We start from the raw sequence: 22964 nt of genomic DNA, 5'->3' as shown, positions 1-22964 counted from the left end.
TTCATATTTTACGCTTTTATCACTCTTGCCTCTAACGTAGTTCGGTTAAGAACTCAGGCTGGTCAGATGGGCTTTTTCAAGCCCCCGGATTTATCCGTGGGGTTTCTGACTTTGTAAGAAGTACGGTTGTCTTCATACAATTAAGTAGGGTTTATCAGTCTGTGCCAAAGGCAAATCATGAACTGAGAAAAAGCGGATGTACATTAAGCTGTTTCCCATGTAGAAAGACTTATCAAATTTATTGCAGAAATCAGGTTTTAGGTGTTTGGAACCGCAGCCTATAGCAGATGCACGCAGATAAACAAAAATAATTTATCTGTGTGCATCGGTGGTTTTCAATAACTAGGATTTTGGCTTGTAAGTCGAGGCAACGTGCAACTCTTTGAGCTGCTTTGCATCAACTTGCGAAGGCGCATCTGTTAACAAACAACGCGCTTGTTGCGTCTTTGGAAAAGCAATGACATCCCGAATGGATTCTTCCCCAGCTAGCAACATCACCAAGCGATCCAAACCGTAGGCAATACCACCGTGAGGCGGTGTGCCATATTCAAACGCCTCCAACAGAAAGCCAAATTTATTGTGCGCTTCCTCAGGAGAAAAGCCAATTGTCTCAAAGACTTGTTGTTGTAGTTCTGGTTGATAAATCCGCAGACTACCGCCGCCAACTTCAAACCCATTAAACACTAAATCGTAAGCTTGCGCTCTTGCAGTTTTCAAGTCGCTCAAATCATCGGGATGAGGTGCTGTAAATGGATGGTGCAAGGCTTCTAGGCGATTTTCCTGTGCATTCCATTCAAACATCGGGAAGTCTGTCACCCAGAGCAAGTTGATTTTTTCTGGATCGATTAACCCGAATTCCCTGGCGACAACTTGCCGCAACCTGTCTAAAGTTTTATTAACAGTAGCTGCGTCACCAGCCCCAAACAACAGCAAATGACCAGGTTTTGCATCTGTACGGCGCAAAATTTCCTGTTTTTGTTCTGCGGTGAGGTTGTCTTTAATCGCGCCAATGGTGTCAATTTCACCGTCATCTCGTACTCGGATGTAAGCTAAACCTTTGGCACCGGCTTCGCTAGCTTCTTTGAATAAGTCGCCGCCTGGTTTGATACGCACGTTGGAAATTAAATCGTTTCCGTTGGGAATAGGAAGAATTTTGACAATACCACCATTGGCAACGGCTTCGCGAAAGACTTTGAAACCAGAGTCTTTAAGGACATCCGAGACATTGACGAGTTCTAAACCATAACGTGTATCTGGTTTATCACTGCCATAGCGTTCCATCGCCTCGGCGTAGGTGAGACGCGCAAAGGGAAGCTGTATTTCAATGCCCTTTACTGTCTTGAAGATATGACGAACTAACTTTTCATTGAGTTCGATAATTTCTTCTTGGGACATGAAGCTCATTTCCATGTCCAACTGGGTAAACTCTGGTTGTCTGTCGGCGCGTAAGTCTTCATCACGAAAGCAATGGGCAATTTGATAGTATCTGTCAAAACCTGATACCATCAGCAACTGTTTGAATAGCTGCGGTGATTGCGGCAAGGCAAACCACTCGCCAGGGTTGACGCGACTGGGTAAGATGTAATCCCGCGCACCTTCGGGAGTGGAACGGGTGAGGACGGGGGTTTCGATTTCCATGAAACCTTCCACGTCTTCTAGGTAACGGCGCATAGCTTTAACGACTTGATGACGCAGTTGCAAGTTATGTGCCATGCGATCGCGCCGCAAATCTAAATAACGATACTTCAGCCGCAAATCTTCCCGCACTTGATCGCCGTCAGCGGTGGAAACTTGGAATGGTAACTGTTTGCGGACTGAGTTGAGGAGTTTAATTCTATCTGCGTAAATTTCAACTTCGCCTGTAGGTATGCGGGGGTTGAGCGATTCTTCCGGACGTTGCGTCACTCTACCTGTGATTTCAACAACGTATTCATTTCGTAGGGTATTTGCCAATTCGTAGGAATCTGGAGTACGCTGCGGATCGCTGACGATTTGGACGATGCCATTGCGATCGCGTAAATCTATAAATATCACACCCCCATGATCGCGGCGACGGTCCACCCATCCGTACAAGGTGACAGTTTCTCCAATCTGTTCTTTTCGGAGTTCGCCGCAATAGTAAGTTCGCATAAGTGTTAATTCTTAATAACCGAGCTAGAGAATCCAAGTTAATGTTAGAGCTTTTTTATTATCTAGCATCATTTAGTCATTCTAGTCGTTCCGGTTCAAGAAATCTAACGCAAAAATGTAGAGACGCGCGATCGCACGTCTCTACAGCATGGCATTTGTTTTGTGGGTGAAACATTAACGTTGAGGGCGAGGAGCATTGAAAGCATCCCATGCGGCTTTAGCAGCGGCTTGGAAGCGATCGCCTAGTTCTCCTATTTCTTTGAACAGCAAGTGCCAGTTTTTCTCAGCTTCCTGCTGCAGGACTGCAAACGCGTGTTCAATGCGATCGCGCTCAATGAGTTTATCGCCTTCCAGGGCTTCCCGTGCTTGACGTACTGCATTCAAATAGGTTTCACGGGTGAGGGTACCTGCTGATTCTGCCTCGGATTGAGCGCGTCTTCTAATCGCCTCAATCAGTGCTTTGGTTTCATCCTTCACCTCATCGGTTTCGCCAGCCAATTCAGTTTCTACCACCTCATGGGTTTGAGGGCTGACTTGTACGATGACTAAGTTTTCTTCGTTATCTGCATTGTAAGTCATGGTTAGGCTCCTTTATGCAATACTGTACTTGTCGCATGATAGCTGCACCCTGTAGGGATTAGGGATTAGGGATTGGGGATTAGGGATTGGGGTAAGGTGCGAGTATTGCCCAGTCGCCAGTCCCCAGTTCCCAGTCCCTTTATCGCCTAAATGAAAACTCTGAGGTTCTAGACAGTTGTTCTTGTTCTAACTTTAGCAATGCCTCAACTCGTGCTTCAGTCGAAGGGTGGCTGGAGAACAAGTTACCGAGGAACTGTCCGGAGAATCCATTCATAATCAACAGTGGCTCAAAAGCTGGGTTAGCTTGCAGAGGTAGTTGCCTTGCTGTTGCTTCTAAACGTTGCAGCGCACGGGCTAAGGCGCGAGGATTACCAGTTAATCTAGCAGAACCTGCATCTGCAGAAAATTCCCGCGTGCGTGAAATTGCCAGTTGAATTACTGTTGCAGCAATTGGGGCAAGGAATATTGTCAACAGCATCCCTAAAGGATTTGGACCATTATTGCGGTCATTGCGTGAGTATGGAGTATACCAAACGCTGTAGCTGACGATTTGAGCTAAAAACGATATAGCACCTGCAATTGTTGCCGCAACAGCCTGTGTTAAGGTGTCACGGTTGGCAACGTGGGTGAGTTCGTGGGCGATGACGCTTTCGAGTTCGTCTTCTGGTAATAAATTTAATATACCTTCTGTTACTGCGACAGCGGCGTGTTCTGGATCACGTCCTGTTGCAAAAGCGTTGGCAGCTGAGCTAGGAACAATGTAAATTCTCGGCATCGGCAGATTAGCGCGTGCGCACAATCTTTGCACCATCTGATATAGCCCTGGTGCTTCCTGCGGTGATACTGGCACAGCACGGTATGCCGCCAGCGCAATTTTATCAGATTGGTACCAAGAAAATAAGTTTGTCACTGCTGCTATGACAATTCCTATAATAATACCACTGGTTCCGCCAATCACCCAGTAGCTGATGGCAATCAAAATTGCACTTAATAAAGCTAGTAATACAGCCGTTTTAATTTGATTTCTCATGTTGAATGCTCTCCTTATAATGCTGTACTGATTCTGTAATTTGCTAGCAACAGCATTACTTAAGCCGCATTTTCATTGTATCGACCCAAACACAGATCCACCAGGTAGAAATTGCGCTCCAATTAAGTACGGTTTTCCCACTAAGCGTGTTGGTATCTTCTTTCAATCTAGGCTTCATTTTTTTGTATTTGCCAATACAATTTTCCTTTTCAATAATTTTACTTTTTCATATACCTTCTTTAACAAAATAGCAATTCGGCATAATTTCTAAGATGTTCATTCAAAGCCGTTCTTTGCCATTACTAATAATTCAGGGCTGCTAGACAAATGACGAGTATAACCAGCATCCCTACACTTCATAATTTATTGTTTATGCAACAACAACTATCTTAAGTAGTAATTTTTAATTGTTTATAGTATGAGCTTCGTTGCTGGCTATACATTAAATCCTGCTAATCCCTACAGTTGTTTAACTAAACATCCTCAGGACATGGGCAGAGCCAAAATCCAAAAAATTCTGTTTTAAACAAAATTTTTAGCAAAATTACAAAAATCAGTAAAAAAGGTTTATGTGTAGATATTTTCTACAGTATTTCGTGAGTAAAATTGGCAAATCTGCAAGAAAATTGAGTAAATTCTCCAAAAAACAAAAAAATAGAAGTATTTTCCTAAAATAAGGCTAAAACTTATTTCTCTTTCTCTTCCTAAAACGTAGAAAATTTTCTGGTGGTAGTTTATATTTAGAAATTAGTCAATCATTGCTGCGTGATATTTCTGACAACTAGGCTAGTATAGCTAGTTACAAGGTTGAATGAGTAGGTTGAGAACTGTATTTGCTTGGGATAACAGCATTCTAAGCATGAAAGTAAGGAACTATTGGCATATAAGTCGTATTTTTGACTGCTCTAGACAATAACCCAAAAATGGGCTTAACCCTGGGAATCGAATGGATCAGTCATCACCTCCGAGGACAAGTGTAATGGCGCAAAACATAAACAAAGTAGGAGTTGTGCAGAAGTCTATCAAGATTTTGCAGGACTTTGCAGTATTTATCATCAGCCCTTGGTTAAATAGAGCATCTGTCAAATCTCTGCAAAAACGAGTCGATTCTCTGGAACGACATTTCTATCAAGGTTTACCAAACACAGAACAACGTCTGGAGTCGCTTATTGGGCAGTTACAACACCAGTTCAATATTCTGCAAGATAGTACAAAAAATCGGTTAGACAGGTTATTAGAGTACGAATTGCGTCAGCAAGTGCTGGACGTGCTGAAGGAGCAGACAGATATCATTATTGAGAACATCAAACCAAGTGTTGAAAATTTAATCCGCGAGCTAGAGGAGAATAAGCGTTCAGACCGGGAAGCAAGCCTTGCAGATGTTCAAGGCAAACAGCACAAACTCCAACAATCTCTAGCACAGATCCAACAGCTGACTACCTCACTACCAAGCTTAGAGGCACAATCAGCAGCTTGTCTAGAAGCAGGATTTTGGCTACTAGCTCATCGAGAAGAATTAGCACAAGAAGTAGCAGATGAGTTATTGGGTTCGCAACATCCCCAAAGAGAAGTATTTCGTCATAACCTTGGTAGATATTTAAAGCTGCTTGGAAGCTGCTTGGAAAATGGAATTGAAGCCCGTTTACTTTATCAAGGAATCATCACTCACCATCAGCCGTCAGTTGAGACATATGTGAAAGCATTCAAATTGATTCAAGATAAGTATATAAGCTATTGGGAAAATTCAGCGCAAGTCTCAACTGAAGCAGTTGTCGAGTTGAGGGCGTACTTTAACTATTTAATCGATTATTTGGTGAAAGTTTTACTCTAGGGAGCATCCCAATTTTTTCAAAACGCAAAACAAAGTAGTTCTGATTCACACTCTGTGTTCCTTTGTCTTGAAAAGTTTCCTAGGTCGGGAAACCCCTTCGGGTTCGCCAGTTGCCTAGGTCGGGAAACCGACGCCAGTCACCTACGGCGGGAAACCCGCCTGCAGTGCTGGCTCCTCCTGCAGCACTGGTCTCACCTCCTGCAGAACTTTTCGCTGCGCCAACCTCTGCGACCCTTTGCGTTTTAAAATAAACTCAAACATTTGGGATGCTCCCTTACTCTAAGCCTTAAAAATCTTTACCGAAAAAGTACTTAGAACTCACAACTCAGGAGTCAAAATTTTGAACCAGTATTTAAATATATAGCAATCCGGTTTTATTTTTGAAAAAATTTCAGTATATTTCCGGTAATGCTCACCAAAAACCAGACATAAGCCAATACCGTTCAGTTAAGAATTTTTGGTAAAACTCGGTGATATGTAATGGAAGTGCATGCACTTTCACTACATTGGTGTCCTGTCCCCAACCGTTCCGGTGTGGCGAAAGTACAATGCAAAGGAAGTCTAGATGGCAAATTGTTAACAGACAGTTTGTTTAAGGCAAGCAGTGCAATACTGGAAATGAGCAGCATTTAGTTAGGCGCAGCCATAGCCAGCTTGTGGAGGTTGATAATTGTTATGGCAGTCTGGAAACAACTGACAATCTACATCGGGAAATCGGATCGTTGGTATCATCAACCGTTGTACTCCGCTTTAATTGGACTTGCCCGAAAACGGGGAATTGCTGGTGCAACGGTGACGCAAGCGATCGCAGGGTTTGGCAAACAAACAACTTGTCAGACCTCTCAATTATGGGAGTTGTCCTCTGACGTACCGATAGTAGTGACAATGATTGACACAGAAGAAGCACTTGCAGAACTTTTACCCCAAGTCAGAGAAATGGTCAGAGATGGATTAGTCACTATCCAAAATGTAGAAGTTGTTCATCATGCTCCTGTCACGTACCATTAGATACAGCAGATTGCAAGTAAATGAAGTAGAATACTCTTGTCTAAAAGCCAGACACAGAGGAAATTTTACTGCAAGATTGTACTTGAAAGCCGCACGGCACGCACGCAGCGAGAGTATCAGAATGTTAACCGTTGACAATTCACAGTTAACAATTAACAGTTAACAGTTGACAACTGCGTTCTGTGTTCTGCGTTCTAAAGTTTTATATTTACTTAAGATGTACGTCAATGAGTCGCTGCGTATTTTGTGCGATCGCGCTAGCTTGGGGTAAATCGTAAATTCATTTAAAAAACGCGAATTGATGAATCACACCTTAAGCGTAGCGACTCCCAAAGAAGTTAGTACTCAAGAGCAAGTCATTGTTGCGAAGCAAATATCTGTCAAGCCGTTGATTGTCTTGGGGTGGGAAATGCTTCTAGCCTTACCCCTAAGTTTAATCTTGACAAGGTTCCAGATTGGAGGAGTTGCTTGGATATTTGGCGGTATTGTTTCTGGTGCAGTGGTGCTTCAGACGTATCGAGTTTGGGGTGGCTATACCCCCAAACCCAACCGGGTTGCCAGAAAGACAGGAATGGCACTTGTTGGGCTGAATGTCGGCTTTTCTATTGCCCACGCGGATCTCGCTAATGTTGCTTCTTGTTTTCCTGTTTTTGCTCTTCTTACCTTTTTCCTGTTGCTGTGCGGTACTCTGATTGGCTATATTTACTCACGCTTAAGCAAAACGAATTTCTTAACGGCAATGTTGGCAACAGTTCCTGGCGGTGTAGGAATGATGTCGGCGATCGCCGCAGACTACAACAGAAATGTTACCCTTGTAGCACTCGTACAAGCGATTCGCGTGACGAGCGTAGTTTTTCTCATTCCCCTAGTTGCTAAAGTCTTATCCGGTCATCAAGTTTACCCACAAGCACTTCCCATTAAAACTGTCTTATTCAGTCTCGACCCATCCCAATTAGGATTCCTATTATTGGCATTGCTATTTGGCTCCTTAGGAGTATATCTTGCTGTATTACTCAAAATTCCCGCTGGTGAATTTTTCGGTGCAATAGTTGCCGGGATCGCGTTTAATCCCTTGCTGGATTGGCTGCCTTTTATAGGTGATATTAACTTTATCTTGCCGCCTTTAGTCAACATAGTAGGTCAAATGCTTCTGGGAATTACCATCGGTGAGTATTGGGGTGACAAACCCACTTTTGGGAAAAGGAGTATAGTCTACGCCTTGATGTCTGTAGGAATGACCCTTGTTGCAGGGGGAGTCGCCACCATCCTTGCTATGGAATTAACTTCCTGGGACTGGTTAACGTGTTTGTTAGTAACAGCACCCGGAGGTTCAGCAGAAATGATTTTAGTTGCCTTAACATTGCATCATAATGTTGAAATTGTTACAGCAGGTCATTTGGTGCGACTGATCGCGATTAACAGTTCCCTGCCAATATGGGTATATTTATTTCGCCGTCTTGACAATCAACTAGAAGAACCTACCTAGGGATGGGGTCAAATCAACGTGCGATAAATTGTTCTGTGTTTATCTGCGTGTATCTGCGGTTCCAAATAGCCCTAAACCGCATTTTTGACCGAAATCTAGTGTAAATTGGTAGCTGCTGCTAAATTACCCCTGGTTCAAAAGGTCTTTTTCCCTCACTCACAAACCAAGGATGCTGTAGATGGTCGCACACATCAAAGAATTTGATGCCCAGCACTGGGTGAAAACTCGTTCATCCCTAGACCCCAACGAATCAACCTTTCTCGTCTGGAAAGGCAATATTTACGCTTTTCTCCCAGGAGAAAAGAAAAAACTCTTATTTAAAATTGTCGGTATGAGCGTGAGTAGGTGTATTCCTACAGGAGAGGGTAGCTGGGATTTTACCTCAAGGGAACTGACTTATTACCTCAACCCAGAAACAAGTGAGATTTTGCATAAGTGGGAGAATCCTTGGACAGGAGAAACAGTCCCAGTGGTACACGTTGCCAATAATCCTGTGCAGGGTCATTTTAAAAGCAAGTTTCCCGCACCTGTAGAAGGAGACAGTACAACCTTCGTGTTTGATATATTTCCCACTTATCCCAATCCTTTGGGGGAAAATCCCAAGTTTGCAGAATATAGCCCACACAGCATTTATCAAGCGGCAGAGTTGTTTAAATTAACTGTTCCAACCGCAGATTTATTCAACTCTCAACTCAAGAGTGTGACTGAACTCAAGCTGAGTTGGGATAGAATTGGTCAATGGCTTCCTTGGATGAAGATGGGCGCACGCCTCGGTCATCTGATCTACAGTGCTTATGGAAGCAAAGTGAATGGCTTTAGCGAGTTGCCGCAATTGCTGCAAGATGAAATCAATACCCGGGTTCCTTTGTACAAGAATGCACCTAAATCGTTTCTTGATGTGGAAGATATGACTTCTTGGCTTTACTTCCAACAGCACTTTGATGCTTACTTAGCTGGTGAAACCTTTCCGCTACCAGAAGCGGAGGAGATTTAATTTTCTCATTAAGGCTCTTGCAATCAAGAGTTAACTCTTAAGCTGTTCCACAATAAGCTTGCATTATCTGGGCGAGCAAGATGCCATTGGTGTCAACTTAAGCTAAAAACCTGTCTTTAATCTCGTTTCCAGGTTCCACCTGGAAAGGCAATTGAAGCGGCTCTGCCGCTCTTAAGGTAGGCAGCAGAGCAGCCCCCAATAGGCATTCCCAGCCTCAGGCTGGGAACGAGGCAATCTCTAAAAGCTTGTTCTATACTGCTTTTCACCTTGAGTTGACACCAATGACTTTCCGGCTCACTCCACAAGAATTTGAAAAGAACTCAGAACTCTGAGTTCTCAGTTCTGAGTTCTTGGTCAGTACTTTAACACGAGGTAGACAAAGTAAAAATATGTCTCTCGCATCAGAAAATCAAACTGGCTTTTGAAACTGCGGTAGCGAGTGGTGGGTGTAGGGGATGGATAGGCATCCATTCCCAAGTCTTGTGCCATTAACACGGCTCGCTTCAGATGCAGGGGGTCACTGACAATGAGAAACTTGGATTGATGAAACTTAGAAGCCACCTTCTGAGCATACTCCAGGTTTTGGTGAGTTGTATGCGATTCTGTTTCGATGAGAATATTGCCTGGTTTTACCCCACGCGCCATTGCGTAGCGTTTGCCGACAACGGCTTCAGCGAGATGATCGTTTTTGCCAACGCCACCTGTGAAAATAATGCTGCGGACAATTCCTCTTTTGTAAAGGTTTATTGCGTGGTTAATTCTTTCTCTGAAAACTGGAGATGGTTCGTCTCCCCAAACTGCTGCTCCCAAAACTATTGCAGCATCAGCTTTGACAATACGGTTAGCGCTGCCGTAAAAGTATATTCTGAATGCTGTGATTGCGACTACCAGTAGGAGTGCAGACACAATCCCAAGTACAACCAAAGCTAGCCATTGTGTTTTAGTTTGGTAACTGGGCATTGTTAATATCTCCCAATGTAAATTTACAACACTTCATCTCCGTTTTAACAACTTTATACAGCTTCTAACAAGGTCCAAAAGTAGCCATCTGGTGCAACGAAGGAGAAACTCAGCTCTCCAAACTCGTTGGCAACTATGTGTGTATACTTCTGCACGGGACTTGCTTTAATGCGATCGTAGTACAGATCTAGTCCTCGTACCCGGTAGGTGTAAAGACAAACTCCCAAGCAACCTGGTTGCGCGGCTTCAAACTGGGAATTTAACTTGATATAATCAGGAAAGCGAATGATATAAAGTCTACCGGAACGGGCAGCAAACACGTTTGTTGTTGAAGATCTGGGATCATCAAAGGCGGTAAGAGAAAACTTCTCCCCTGGTTGGAGGTCAAAAATCTCTCGACCTGCTAAGGAAGATTCGTAGCTTGTCTCTACATCGTCACGCACGCGCAGCAAACCCAAAACTTCGTCATAAAACTTTAGAATTTCTTTGCTGTCATCCTGAATGACCAAGCCCATATGAGTAAACTGGCTGGTTTTGAGGGTGGAATTTTTGTTGATGTTTCCGTAATGTGGCAGAGTATAACCAAACCTCTGAAAGAAAACCTGTCGCGTCAAGGGTTGCAACAAAAGCATTTCTCGCACCCCGATCACTGGTTCGATAAAAGGACGGCTTTTCTTGTCCTTGTTGTAAATAATTTCCCAGTGAGGGTATGTATATTTAATCGCCCAACCGGCTGTTTTAGCCTCCTCCACATGATTTAAGATGCTTAACACATCATCCGTTAAGGTCGTTGCCCAGCGATTTCCCTTCACTTTCATCGACCCCATCCCTAATCCCTCATTAGTAGGATTTTGCCAAATCATCAGACGAAGCAAACCATGATCTGTATACTGGTGGTAAAGGCGAATCGAACGTAAAGATGAATTGACTCCATATAATTGGTAAGCTGCGGCTTGTGATAATTCACCTACTTGACCAACGCGGTAGCCAAATAGTTCCCAGTACTGAATGGCAGAAATTGGCTCTTTAACCCCAATACACACTTCGTAGATGCCTTCAATAGCCGTTTGTTGCCCCTGATTCATAGTTAGTTATGACATATCATTCAAGTGCTTTTTTTAGCAGTGTTCAGTTATCAGGTAGTTTCTGTCACTAAAGATTTTTGGAATTTCTCCACAAATCCATTTGTTAGCTTAATAATCTTTAGCTTAATATTGCTCTTACAAATGTAAATGCAAATGATAATTATAACTGTTTACTGTTAACTCAATATTTTTATATTCTATTCAGATAAAAAAATTTACAAAAAATGACCGCAAAACGGACTTAAGTATAGTAGAATACAGAAAATTAGCAATAATCAGTGTTGCTTTTTACTAAATAACACGTAAGTAGTTGTAACAATTTAGGCTTGGCAACTACGATTTTTAACATTCTTTTTTTTTCATTGCCATACTCTTGATAGATTTTTGACCAATTTTGGAAACTATTAGCTTAATCTTGGATAGATTTTAAAAAAATTTCTACTATTCTAGATATACTGGATTTCTGGTAGCCAATAGTCAACTTCTTGTACTTTACGACTAGTTCAAGAACTTGGCACTTAGAGATATTCAGGGTGAGTCTCTATACAAATACAACTTAAAAGTGTGTTCTCATTCTTATGTATAAAGATATTACCTTCTGCTGTTCAAGTGGGCGCAAAATTGCAGCGGGCATATTGAGAATGAAAAAATGTAGGGATCAACCACTGCAAAGGATATTTGAGCATAACACAGGCTGCTCTCGTTTTGGCACTACCACTATCCGACTTATCAAGAATTTATAAAATCAATACAGCAGGCATGAATGTCTCAAAAGGGGAGAATTTTACATGAAAATTCTTTTGGTAGAAGATGATGAATTTAATGCTTTATTGCTTGAAAAAGCACTCAAGGCATACAACTACCAGATTGAGACTGCAAAAGATGGTGAAACTGGGCTGGAGTTGGCAAAAATGTTTGAATATGACCTGCTTTTGCTAGATGTGATGCTTCCTAAGATGGATGGCATTAGCCTTTGTCGGCAACTGCGTCTAGAGGGTTATCATATGCCCATTCTGATGCTGACTGCAAATGATAGTACCAGCCTTCGCGTTACAGGTATGGAGGCGGGTGCGGATGATTACATAACCAAGCCTATTGACCTGTCAGAGTTAGTCGCTCGGATGAAAGCCTTACTGCGGCGGGCAAAGGTGATCTTACCTACAATATTGAGTTGGGAAAACTTGTCTGTAGACATCAACACAAGAGTTGTTACCTATAACGGCGAGAGTTTGCACCTCACCCCCAAAGAGTATAGTTTATTAGAGCTTTTCTTGCGAAATCCCGGCAGAATATTCACTCGCAGTGCTTTGCTCGACAGCATTTGGTTATCCTCTGAATCTTCTGGAGAGGAAGCTGTGACAACCCAAATTAAAGGTTTGCGGCAAAAGTTAAAAGCAGTGGGAATGACCGAAGATTTGATTGAGACACTTTACGGATTGGGGTATCGGCTCCGAAAACATGAAAAAGACACTAGCACACAAGACTCAAAGAAGCACAATAGGCGCAGTTCCTTATCATCTTCTGAGCTTTCGCAAAAGCGAGGCAGCGCGGTCTTGGGGGTTTCCCGCATGAGCGACTGCCGTCGCAAAGCCGAAGCAGAAGTTGTAGTTCTCGTCAAAAAGATGTGGGAAGAGTTTAAAGGGAGCCGTCTACAGGAACAGTTGCAGTTATTTGAGCAAGTGCTAGCACACTTATCCAGTGGAAAGCCAGACAGCTATCTGATGCAGCAAGCACAGACAGAGGCTCACCGCTTGGCTGGTACTTTAGGCAGTTACGGCTTTCATGAAGGTTCAAAACTAGCACGCCAAATCGAAGTCGTGCTACAAAGTTTAACAAGTTGGGAGCAGTATCCACTTTGGCAGTTGGAGAGATTGGAGAAATTAATAACATCACTACAAAACATATTGCAGCAGCAGCCATTTCAACTTGCTACCCTTGCAACCTCTAAATTATCATTGCCGCGACTGCTGATTATTGATGATGATACTATCCTAACACAACGAATTAAATTAGATGCCGCAGCTTGGGGCTTACAGGTAGAGATAGCTACAGATTTGACCACGGCAAAAAGCCTACTTGCCTCATACTCTCCCAATGTGATTTTACTAGACTTGACTTTTTCCAACTCACAGGAAAATGGTTTAAACTTCCTATCAGAAATTACCCAGAATCATCCTAAAATACCTGTTATAATTTTTACCGCTTCCCATCAATTTCGTTGTCGCGTAGAAGCTGCTCGTCTCGGAGCACATACCTTTTTCCACAAAACTACACCTGTGGATGAAGTGCTTTCTGTTGTCAGGAAATCACTGAATCAGTCTGCTGGTACTGATGAAGCTAAAATTATGGTTGTAGATGATGACCCGGTTGTGCTAAATCATGTGAAATCGTTGCTTTTACCTTTGGGATTTCAAGTCACTACACTGCAACAGCCTCAACATTTTTGGAAGGAATTAGAAACTTTTAGCCCCGAATTACTGATTTTAGACATTGAGATGCCAAATTTTAATGGCATTGAACTATGCCAAGTAGTCCGCACTGACAGCCGTTGGAATCATTTACCCGTGCTGTTTCTCTCTGTCCATTCCGATGCAAAAATAGTGCGTCAAGTGTACGCGGTAGGAGCTGATGATTATCTGCGTAAGCCAATAGTGGAACAAGAACTGATAACCCGTGTTCTTAATAGGTTAGAGCGGACACAACTCAGACAAAAATTACAACAATTAGAATTAGAACAATTAGAAGGATTGCTTTCTTAAATAACGCGCAATTTATCTGGTTAAGATTGACCGAAGAAGACAAGAGAGATGGGTAGAAACGGATACAAAAGAGAGTTTTGAATGATATAGTGGTTTTCTGTTAGGCAGGCATTGCTCACTTTTGTAGGCAATGCTGACCCGACAGATTTGTGGTTTAATCATAGAATCAGCGGTGTAAATAATTAGATGAATTTGATATTACAGGTAAAAACGGCTCAATTCTTGAAGGCGTTAAAAATTATTTTATAAATTTAGAAAAAATGCGTAATAAATAGTTTTAAAATGTAACATATAAGAAGCTTGAATTTCCTAAATTTAACACAAATAAATTATGAATTGAAAGCAAATTGTAGTAATTATCATGTGTAAAGTTAATGAAATAAGCAAGAACCAGCACCTGAGCATGGCTTTGGAAGCAGCGAAAATGGTGATTGGGGACTGGAATTTGATAACTAATTGTGTCGTTTGGTCAAGCACTCAAGAAGAATTATTTGGGTTGGCACCTGGAAGTTTTCCAGAAACTTACGAATCTGCTATGGCTCGTATTCATCCAAGTGACCTAGAAGCTGTGACTTTATGTTTGAATCAAGCACGTGTTGAGCGGCGTGATTATCATCAAGAACTACGGATTCTTGGGTCTGATGGCAGTATCCATTGGATTGAGGCAAAGGGAAGATTTTTTTATAACGATGATGGTCAAGCGGTGCAGATGCTGGTAACTGTAATGGAGATTAGCGATCGCAAAGCCAAAGAAGAACAACTGCGATTACTGGAATCTGTCGTCGTCCATACAAATGACGGAGTAATAATTAGCGAGGCAAACCCCACCGAGCCTATGGCTTCCCCGATTGTCTACGCCAACCCTGCTTTTACCCAAATGACAGGTTATACCTTAGAGGAAGTCTTGGGCAAGACACCGTATATTCTCGTAGGAGAAAAAACTGGTAAGGCAACTTTAGATAAAATTTGTACAGCGCGGCAAAGTGGTCAACCAGTGCAGGTTGAAGGGATTAACTATACCAAAGACGGCAAAGAATTTTGGGTTGAACTCAGTATTTTCCCAATAGAGGATGAAACAGGTCGGGTGAGTCATTGGGTATCAGTGGGGCGGGACATCACTGAGCGTAAGCAGACAGAAGCTGCTTTGAAAGAAAGCGAGGAGCGGTTTCGCCAAATAGCAGAGAATATCCAAGATGTTTTCTGGATATTAGATCCTCAAAAGCGCCAAATAGTTTATATTAGCCCTGTCTATGAAAGAATTTGGGGGCGCAAGCGTGAAACTTTATATGCCACTCGAACGAATTGGATGAATAGCATACATCCTGATGACCGGGAAAAAGTGCAAGCGGTTCTTGGTGATAAAGTACACAGAGAACTGTTTGAGCATGAGTATCGTATCATGCGTCCAGATGGAACAGTGCGTTGGATTCGAGACCGAGGGTTTCCGGTTAAGGATGAGTTCGGACAAGTCCAGCGTATAACAGGGATAGCAGAGGACATCACAGAGCAGAAGCTCTCAGAAGTTGCTTTGAGAGAAAGCGAGGAGCGATTTCGCCAAATAGCAGAGAACATCGAAGATGTTTTTTGGATATCAGATCCCACAAAGCCCCAGTTGCTCTACATCAGCCCGGCATACGAAAAAATTTGGGGGCGTTCTATAGAAAGCTTGTATGCCAGTAACATAAACCTTATTAATAGTACCCATCCGGATGACCGGGAAGCAGTGCTAGCGACTTTTGTTGAAAAAGCACATCTAGGAGTGTTTGAGCATGAGTATCGCATCGTGCGCCCAGATGGAACGGTGCGGTGGATTCGAGACCGAGGATTTCCGGTTAAAGATGAAGGGCAACTCAAGTACATTACAGGAATAGCACAGGATATCACTGAGCGGAAACTTGCTGAAGCTGCACTACAACAACTTAATGAGGAGTTAGAAATTCGAGTTAAACACCGGACTCTTGAGCTAGAACGCTCTCAACTCATTCTGCAACAGCAGCTCAGACGAGAGCAGTTAATCAAAAGACTCACGCAACAAATACACCAGTCTCTTGACTTGGAAATAATCCTTAACACTGTTGTTAGCGAAGTCCAAAAATTGCTGGCATCTGACCGAGTTTCAGTCTACCAAATTCAGCCAGATGGTACTGGCAGTGTCGTTGCCGAAGCTGTTGTGGGAGACTGGACTAGGACTTTACACCAGAAATTTCCCAAAGAGATTTTCCCCAAACGATCCCAAAAACGCGATCTCGAAGGACAGATTTACAGCCTTACCAATCGTGATAGCGAGGAAATATCACCCTGTTTTGCGGACTTTTTAGCAGAAATTCAAGTTAGGGCAGAACTGGTGGTTCCCATTATCCAACAAGATACCGTTTGGGGACTGCTGATTGTTCACCAGTGCAGTGAACCAAGAGAATGGCAAACCGAAGAAATAGATTTGCTCAAGCAATTAAGTAGCCAAGTAGCGATCGCCATTCAACAATCAGAACTTTATCAGCAACTTAAGGAAGAACTGCGCGATCGCACCTCAGCAGAAGTCGCATTGCGACAAAGCGAAGCCTTGTTTCGTTCTCTAACGGAGTTTGCACCCGTGGGCATTTTCAGAACTGATGCTCAGGGGCAAATTATCTATACTAATCCTCACTGTCAGGCAATTTTTGGCTATACCTTTGAGGAAGCTTTGGGGGATGGCTGGAAGCAATTTGTTCACCCAGACGATTTAGATGTTATTATGCACGAATGGGCTGCATCAGTGGCAGCAAAGCAGGAATACCGCTGTAAAATTCGTTGTGTCCACAAGGACAAAACTATCCGGTTTGGTCGAACTATGTCAGTTCCCCTCTTTTGCGAGTCAGGTGAACTCATGGGTCATGTTGCCCTAGTAGAGGATATCACGGAAAGTCTGACAATTGAGAAAATGAAAAAAGAATTTATCTCGATTGTTAGCCATGAACTACGAACTCCTCTTACTGCAATTCGCGGTTCTTTGGGATTACTCGCCGCGGGCGTACTCAAAGACCAACCGGACACTGCGAAACAAATGTTAGAAATTGCTGCCAAGGACACAGAACGTTTGGTACGTTTGGTGAATGATATTCTCGACTTAGAGCGCTTGGAAGCGAACAAAGTCTTTTTCGTAAAGCAATGGTGCCATGCTGCCACATTAATGCATCAGTCTGTAGAAACCGTGCAATTTCTAGCGGCACAAAACAACATCACGCTTTGTGTTGTGCCTTCTTCGGTGCAAGTATGGGCAGATTCAGACCGGATGATTCAAACTCTTGTTAATTTGCTGAGCAACGCAATTAAATTTTCGCCTCCACAGAGTACAGTAACGCTGAGTGTCCAAGCGCTGCCAGACCACGTTTTATTTAAAATTCAAGATCAAGGACGAGGCATTCCCCATGACCAGCTAAAAACTATTTTTAGACGCTTTCAACAAGTCGATGCGAGTGACTCCCGCCAAAAAGGAGGAACAGGTTTGGGTTTAGCTATCTGCCGTAGTATAGTACAACAGCATGGCGGCAGAATTTGGGCTGAGAGTGTGTTAGGACTCGGTAGTGTTTTCTATTTTACTCTACCTCAACCGCTAGAGAGCGAAGGTTGTTGAGAAGCGTAGGTATTGCACAATCAAAATTGATGTACGAGGAGACACAAAATAATAAGCAATAATAGCTAAAAAATCCTCATTATTTTCTTATTTTTTTTTATTTATCTTTATACTGCGCTGAATCGCTTATACTTACTTAGTTACAAAAAAACCATTATGTTCATGGGTTGGCTGCGCTTACGAAAGTGTAGCATTTTCAGGTAATTACACAATTTGCGCTCAAAAGCTTGTGAAAAAATGTGTTGTTTTGACTTGGCTGTCTTCGCAAATGGCTTGAAAGCTAAAACTAAACTATGTTAGCAAAGCGGATTTTGGTTATCGATGACGAAATAAACCTGTGTACTGTTATTAAGGTTTGTTTAGAACACATCGGAGGTTGGCAAGTGCTGATAGCTCGATCTGCTAGCGAAGGACTGGCATTAGCTGCAACCGAACTCCCTGATGCTATTCTACTAGATGTTATGATGCCGGATATGGACGGGTTGGTTCTGTTACATGCATTGCACATTAATCCGGTAACCCAAACAATTCCAGTGATTTTACTGACTGCTAAACCACAGCCTGTAAACTTGAATCAATCTGCACAGTTAAGCCTTGTAGGGGTTATTCCCAAACCTTTTGACCCTCTAGAGTTGGCGGATCAGGTAGCCGAATTGCTGGAATGGGAATAAGCTTGCCTTAGTTTCATTCATATTATCCTCACACACACAAAATTCCAAGCACTACAACTTTTTGGCAATCCTCAGAATTTCCTCATTTTTTTTGCATAACTTCATAACAGAAGCATCAAAATCTTTCTAAACAGTTCAGAACTCTTAATTATTCTGAAAAAAAAATTATGGTTTGAATCCATTCGTAATTCTGACAGAAGCTTCGCATTCTGAAAAATAGAATGTATATTTTTTGACTTAAATATATGCAGAAACAACAGACGATGGTAAAACCTGTTACTAAAAGAGTTTTATATATTGATGATGAACCGGATATGCAGCTGATTGTGAAAACCTGTCTCCAGACATTAGGAGGGTGGGAGGTAGAAGTCGCCAAATCAGGTAGAGAGGGTTTAGTTAAAGCAGAGGAGTTGAAACCAGATGCGATCATTTTAGACGTGATTATGCCCGATATGGATGGTGTTGATTGTTTGGAAAAACTAAAGTTAAATGCCAAGACTCAAGCAATACCAGTAATTTTTTTAACCTCAAGGTGGAATATCACTGAACAGTATCGGTTTTCAGCGTTGGGTGCTGTGGGGGCGATCGCCAAACCGTTTAACGCTCTGACTCTGGTTCCTCAAATTGCAAAATTTCTTGGTTGGAAGCAAGAAAATGTAAAGGTACTAAACTAAAAAACTTTCCACATTCCTTGTCATACTAAATGAGTTTATTTAGATATTGACTATTTTTTGAATATCTAAATATGGGTTTAATGTTTTTTAATAAAAAAGCGGCGTAAGTGATAAAAATCAGGCGACATTATTTAGCAATACCATTGCTTCTTGCAATTAATCGAACAACTATTTCTTCAAATTAAAGGACGAGTATGGCTTTGCTTGAAAAGATTCTAATTGTAGAGGATTCTCTTAGCCAGTTGGATCTCATGTGTCATTATCTCAGAGATAGTGTTTACCGCATTATTAAAGCAACTAGCGCTGAACAAGCTTTAAAAATCGCCTTACAAGAAGAACTTGACTTGATAATTACTGATGTTGTTATGCCTCAAATGAGCGGGTTTGAGTTGTGCCGTTTCCTCAAAAAAAATCCAGCAACTCAAAAAGTGCCAATTGTGATTTGCAGTTCCAAAAATCAGAAAGTTGACCGTTTGTGGGGGATGAAGCAAGGCGCTGTCGCCTATGTCTCTAAACCCTTTAGCCGCGAACAGTTACTACGTGCCATTGAATCAGTGGCAGTAGAAATATAATTTTTTACCATAAAAAATTATATTTCATTTTAATAGAAATAGAGTATACAAAATAATTAGTTTCTGATACTATTGAATCTACTAAGCAGTAATCAATACTTAGCTTATTTTCCTATTGATGTTAATGTAGGCGAAACGACTTAATCTTATTTGTGTGACACCTATAAGCTATTGTTCAGTCTTTGTTCTCATCTAAAAACTTGCATCTACCACTAGCAATTTTGAAACGTTACTCATTCAAACATAAGGTTTTTGAGGATTGGTAGATGGTTAGAATGGTTGACAAAGATACAAATTATGCTAAAGACGAAAATGAAGATATTGAACAGAGTTTCTTCGTAACATCGTTACAGCAAAAAACTGTCATACAACCTAAAATTGACTTTCATAATTCCCGCCGCCGTCGTATTATTTCTTGGCTCAAGCGGATAAGCTTACGTAATAAAGCGATCGCTTTTATCTTTGTGATTGGAACTCTACCAGTATTTGGAATTGGGGCAATCACCTATTACTTGGTGAACCAATCAACGACTAAGGAAATTGTTAACAACAAGCAAGATAGAGCTTCTTTGTTGGCAAATAATATCAGCAGTTTCATGGAGAGACGGTATGGAGATATTCAAATACTGTCTAAACTGACATTCCTGCAAAATCGCCAATTGAGGGGAGTGATCAGCCGCGAACAGATGCAAGCACGGCTGAGGAACTATTTAGATATTGAAAACAGTTATGAAAGCATTGCCGTTTTTGATATCAATGGTAATCTGGTTGCCGATGCAGCAGGAGAATCGATTCGTAACCAAAAAAACGAACAGTATTTTCAAGAAACACTCAAAACTAACACGCCCTATATTAGCCAGCCAAAAGCCACAAAAAGCGTAGATAAATCTAAAATTTACATGGCAGCGCCTGTCAAAGATAGTGACACAGGTCAAACAATTTATATTGTTCGGACAGTGATACCGGTGAAATCTTTAGAAAAGGTAGTCCTGAACCCGCAAATTAGTCAAGATGATTACGATGTTGTAGATAGTTCTGGAAAAATATTCATATCTACGACAGGGAGCAAAACGGGTTTAGATGCAAAACAAGAAATTCCTCAGTGGAAAGAAATACAAGCAAAGAAGCAAATAACGACTCAGATATTATTTAATAAAAAGGACAATGCTGAAAAACTAGTAACCTATGCGCCTTGGCAAAAAGTAGAAGGCTTGCCAGATTTAAAATGGACATTACTTTTGAGTCTAGATACAGCAACTGCATTCGCAACGCAGCAAAAATTACTACTGGCATTGGGGATAGGGACGCTAATAACAGGATTGCTCGTTGGTACAATCGCGGCAATTATAGCCAGTCGTGTGATCAAGCCAATTGAAGCTGCTATTATGGCAGTACAAAAATTAGGTAAAGGTGATCTTAATACCCGAATTGCGATCAAAGGCGAAGACGAACTTGGAATCTTGGCTTCTCAGATCAATCAAATGGCAGACCAAGTACAAGGCTTCCTACACAAACAAACCGCCGAAGCTGAGCAATTAAAGTTGTTGACAAAGATTTTGCTCTCAATTCGCTCCTCTGTCAATTCTGAAGAATTGTTCAACATTACAGTCACAGAAGCAAAACTTGCCCTCAAAGCGGATCGAGTCGTGATTTATCGCTTCAATGCTAATGGAGGTGGACAAGTTATAGCTGAATCAGTAAATCCTGGTTTGCCTGTGGCTTTAGGGGAGAAAATTGAAGATGGCTGTATTCATAAAGACATCATAGAAGCTTACAGACAAGGTCGGGTGATGGCTGCGAACAACGTCAGTGAAGCAGGCTTTTCTCCCGAACATCACAAGTTGATGGAAAGATTGCAAGTCAAGGCGAACTTAGTCACGCCAATTTTAAAAGATAACCAAGTCTTAGGCTTTTTGATTGCTCATCACTGCCAAGAAACTCATGCTTGGCAGCCCTATGAAATTAATTTCTTGCGGCAGTTGGCACTTCAAGTCGGGCTGACTTTGGAACGTGTCAGTTTATTCGAGGTGACACAGACACTCAAAGACCTTGCTATCCACTTGTCTAGAACCCATAACTCACAAGATATCTACAATTTGGCGGTTCAAAGCATCCGCAAAGCCTTGAAGGTGGAGCGAGCAGTCATTTACAAAATAGACGAAAACCTGCACGGAAGCGTCATTGCGGAATCAGTTGTTACGGGTTGGCCGGCTTCTCTTGGGGCAGAAATTTACGACCCCTGTTTGAAAGATTATGTTGATAAGTATCGGCAAGGCCGTGTTGTCGCCATTAACGATATTTACCAAGCTAATTTGAGCGAGTGTTACATCAAGCAATTAGAACCGTTTGCAGTCAAAGCAAATTTGGTCACACCGATTTTAATAGGTGATAAACTGCTCGGCTTGTTAATTGCCCATCAGTGTGAGCAACCTCGTTTATGGCAACAGTCTGAAATTGATTTGTTTGAGCAATTTGCCAGAATTGTGGGACTGGCTTTAGAGCGAGCCAATTATTTAGAGCAAGCCGAACAAGGACGCCAAGAAGCAGAAAAAGCTTCTCAACTACAACGTCAGCAGAAAGAAAGGCTGCAACTGCAACTGCTAAGATTAATAGACGAACTTGAACGAGCATCTCAAGGAGACCTGACAGTGCGTGCGCAAGTCACCGCTGGAGAAATTGGCACTGTCGCTGACTTTTTCAACTCCTTATTAGAAAGTTGGCAGGAGATTGTTACCCAAGTCAAACTAGCTGCTACTCAGGTAAATAATGCAATTGCAGACAACTCAGGATCGATGGGTGATTTGGCAATTGAAGCACTCAAACAAGCAGAGGAAATTAGCCGTACCCTCGATGCTGTTGACCAAATGAGGCAATCGATTAAAGCCGTAGCAAAAAATGCGAAGCAAGCCGAAGAAGTTGCCCGTACGGCATATGACGCCGCCGAAACCGGAGATACAGCAATAGACCTAACAGTCGAAAATATTATAAGTTTGCGCGAAACCATAGGGGAAACCGGGAAAAAAGTCAAGCGTCTAGGAGAATCTTCGCAACAAATTTCGCGTGTGGTGGCATTGATTAAGCAACTTGCCATGCAAACCAACTTGTTAGCTATCAACACGGGTATTGAAGCGGCGCGTGCTGGTGAAGAAGCTCAGGGTTTTGCGGTGATTGCGGAAGAAGTCGCCGTACTAGCAGCTCAAAGTAGCGAAGCAACTGAGGAAATTGAAGAAATTGTTGCCAATATTCAACGCGAAACCAGGGAAGTTGTCAAGGCTATGGAGGTGGGAACCACGCAGGTTGTTGAAGGGACGCGTCTAGTTCAAAATAGTAAGTACAGTTTCAACCACATTCTTGAGGTGTGTCGCCAAATTGACCAATTGGTACAGTCAATTTCTCACGCTACAGTATCTCAGGTGCAAACATCTCAAGAGGTTTCTATTCTTATGCAAGATATCGCCCAAATATCTGAAATGACCAGCAATTCATCTCGTCAAGTTTCCACATCTCTCCAAGAAACAGTGGAGATTTCCCAGCAATTGCAAGAAAGTGTGCGGACATTTAAGGTGAATTAGATG

The 22964-nt window shown here is 42.2% G+C and carries 16 protein-coding genes; 10 read left to right on the top strand and 6 right to left on the bottom strand.

All coding sequences use genetic code 11. The features are described 5' to 3' along the window. Positions 1-342 precede the first annotated feature (342 nt). From aspS to V5G28_RS02135, 3 genes are all read right to left on the bottom strand, one after another. Positions 343-2130 (bottom strand): aspartate--tRNA ligase, encoded by a 1788-nt coding sequence (gene aspS, locus V5G28_RS02145; protein WP_332992872.1) that lies wholly within the window; start codon positions 2128-2130, stop codon positions 343-345. Positions 2131-2304: 174 nt separating this feature from the next. Then, entirely contained in the window at positions 2305-2709 is a 405-nt protein-coding gene (locus V5G28_RS02140) for a hypothetical protein (RefSeq protein WP_332992870.1), read from the bottom strand. Positions 2710-2848: 139 nt separating this feature from the next. Next, positions 2849-3739 (bottom strand): M48 family metalloprotease, encoded by an 891-nt coding sequence (locus V5G28_RS02135; RefSeq protein ID WP_332992868.1) that lies wholly within the window; start codon positions 3737-3739, stop codon positions 2849-2851. A 979-nt stretch (positions 3740-4718) separates the two neighbouring features. Here V5G28_RS02135 and V5G28_RS02130 point away from each other — a divergent pair. From V5G28_RS02130 to V5G28_RS02115, 4 genes are all read left to right on the top strand, one after another. Continuing rightward, entirely contained in the window at positions 4719-5570 is an 852-nt protein-coding gene (locus tag V5G28_RS02130) for a hypothetical protein (RefSeq protein WP_332992866.1), read from the top strand. Positions 5571-6245: 675 nt separating this feature from the next. Then, a complete protein-coding gene (locus V5G28_RS02125) occupies positions 6246-6578 on the top strand; it encodes a DUF190 domain-containing protein (protein ID WP_096561599.1) in 333 nt (110 codons plus the stop codon). 301 nt (positions 6579-6879) lie between these two features. Further along, positions 6880-8064 (top strand): AbrB family transcriptional regulator, encoded by a 1185-nt coding sequence (locus tag V5G28_RS02120; RefSeq protein WP_332992862.1) that lies wholly within the window; start codon positions 6880-6882, stop codon positions 8062-8064. A gap of 178 nt (positions 8065-8242) precedes the next feature. Beyond that, on the top strand, positions 8243-9058 hold the full coding sequence (locus tag V5G28_RS02115; protein WP_332992860.1) for a DUF1838 domain-containing protein: 816 nt from the start codon (positions 8243-8245) through the stop codon (positions 9056-9058). 116 nt (positions 9059-9174) lie between these two features. Here the strand turns inward: V5G28_RS02115 and V5G28_RS02110 are convergent, their stop codons facing one another. From V5G28_RS02110 to V5G28_RS02100, 3 genes are all read right to left on the bottom strand, one after another. Further along, the gene (locus tag V5G28_RS02110; RefSeq protein WP_336229478.1) at positions 9175-9324 is read right to left on the bottom strand and encodes a hypothetical protein; all 150 of its coding nucleotides are present in this window, start codon (positions 9322-9324) and stop codon (positions 9175-9177) included. Between the two features lie 88 nt (positions 9325-9412). Beyond that, the gene (locus tag V5G28_RS02105) at positions 9413-10018 is read right to left on the bottom strand and encodes a YdcF family protein (RefSeq protein ID WP_332992858.1); all 606 of its coding nucleotides are present in this window, start codon (positions 10016-10018) and stop codon (positions 9413-9415) included. 53 nt (positions 10019-10071) lie between these two features. Next, positions 10072-11103, bottom strand: a complete 1032-nt coding sequence (locus V5G28_RS02100) for a VOC family protein (RefSeq protein WP_332992856.1) — start codon at positions 11101-11103, stop codon at positions 10072-10074. A gap of 788 nt (positions 11104-11891) precedes the next feature. Between V5G28_RS02100 and V5G28_RS02095 the strand changes: the two genes are divergently transcribed. The 6 genes from V5G28_RS02095 (at position 11892) to V5G28_RS02070 (ending at position 22961) form a co-directional block, all read left to right on the top strand. Further along, positions 11892-13862, top strand: a complete 1971-nt coding sequence (locus V5G28_RS02095) for a response regulator (RefSeq protein ID WP_332992854.1) — start codon at positions 11892-11894, stop codon at positions 13860-13862. 361 nt (positions 13863-14223) lie between these two features. Continuing rightward, positions 14224-17472, top strand: coding sequence for a PAS domain S-box protein (locus V5G28_RS02090; RefSeq protein WP_332992852.1), 3249 nt, complete (start codon positions 14224-14226; stop codon positions 17470-17472). Positions 17473-17765: 293 nt separating this feature from the next. Continuing rightward, on the top strand, positions 17766-18143 hold the full coding sequence (locus V5G28_RS02085; protein ID WP_332992850.1) for a response regulator: 378 nt from the start codon (positions 17766-17768) through the stop codon (positions 18141-18143). Between the two features lie 245 nt (positions 18144-18388). Beyond that, a complete protein-coding gene (locus V5G28_RS02080; protein WP_332992848.1) occupies positions 18389-18817 on the top strand; it encodes a response regulator in 429 nt (142 codons plus the stop codon). A gap of 194 nt (positions 18818-19011) precedes the next feature. Then, a complete protein-coding gene (locus V5G28_RS02075) occupies positions 19012-19389 on the top strand; it encodes a response regulator (RefSeq protein WP_332992846.1) in 378 nt (125 codons plus the stop codon). A gap of 275 nt (positions 19390-19664) precedes the next feature. Next, positions 19665-22961 (top strand): GAF domain-containing protein, encoded by a 3297-nt coding sequence (locus V5G28_RS02070; RefSeq protein WP_336229476.1) that lies wholly within the window; start codon positions 19665-19667, stop codon positions 22959-22961. The last annotated feature ends 3 nt before the right edge of the window (positions 22962-22964 follow it).

This window comes from Scytonema sp. PRP1, assembly GCF_036697665.2.
Taxonomy (GTDB): Bacteria; Cyanobacteriota; Cyanobacteriia; order Cyanobacteriales; family Nostocaceae; genus Kalymmatonema; species Kalymmatonema gypsitolerans.
Note: the sequence above shows the minus strand (reverse complement) of the source record. Positions and strands in the feature narration are given on the sequence as shown.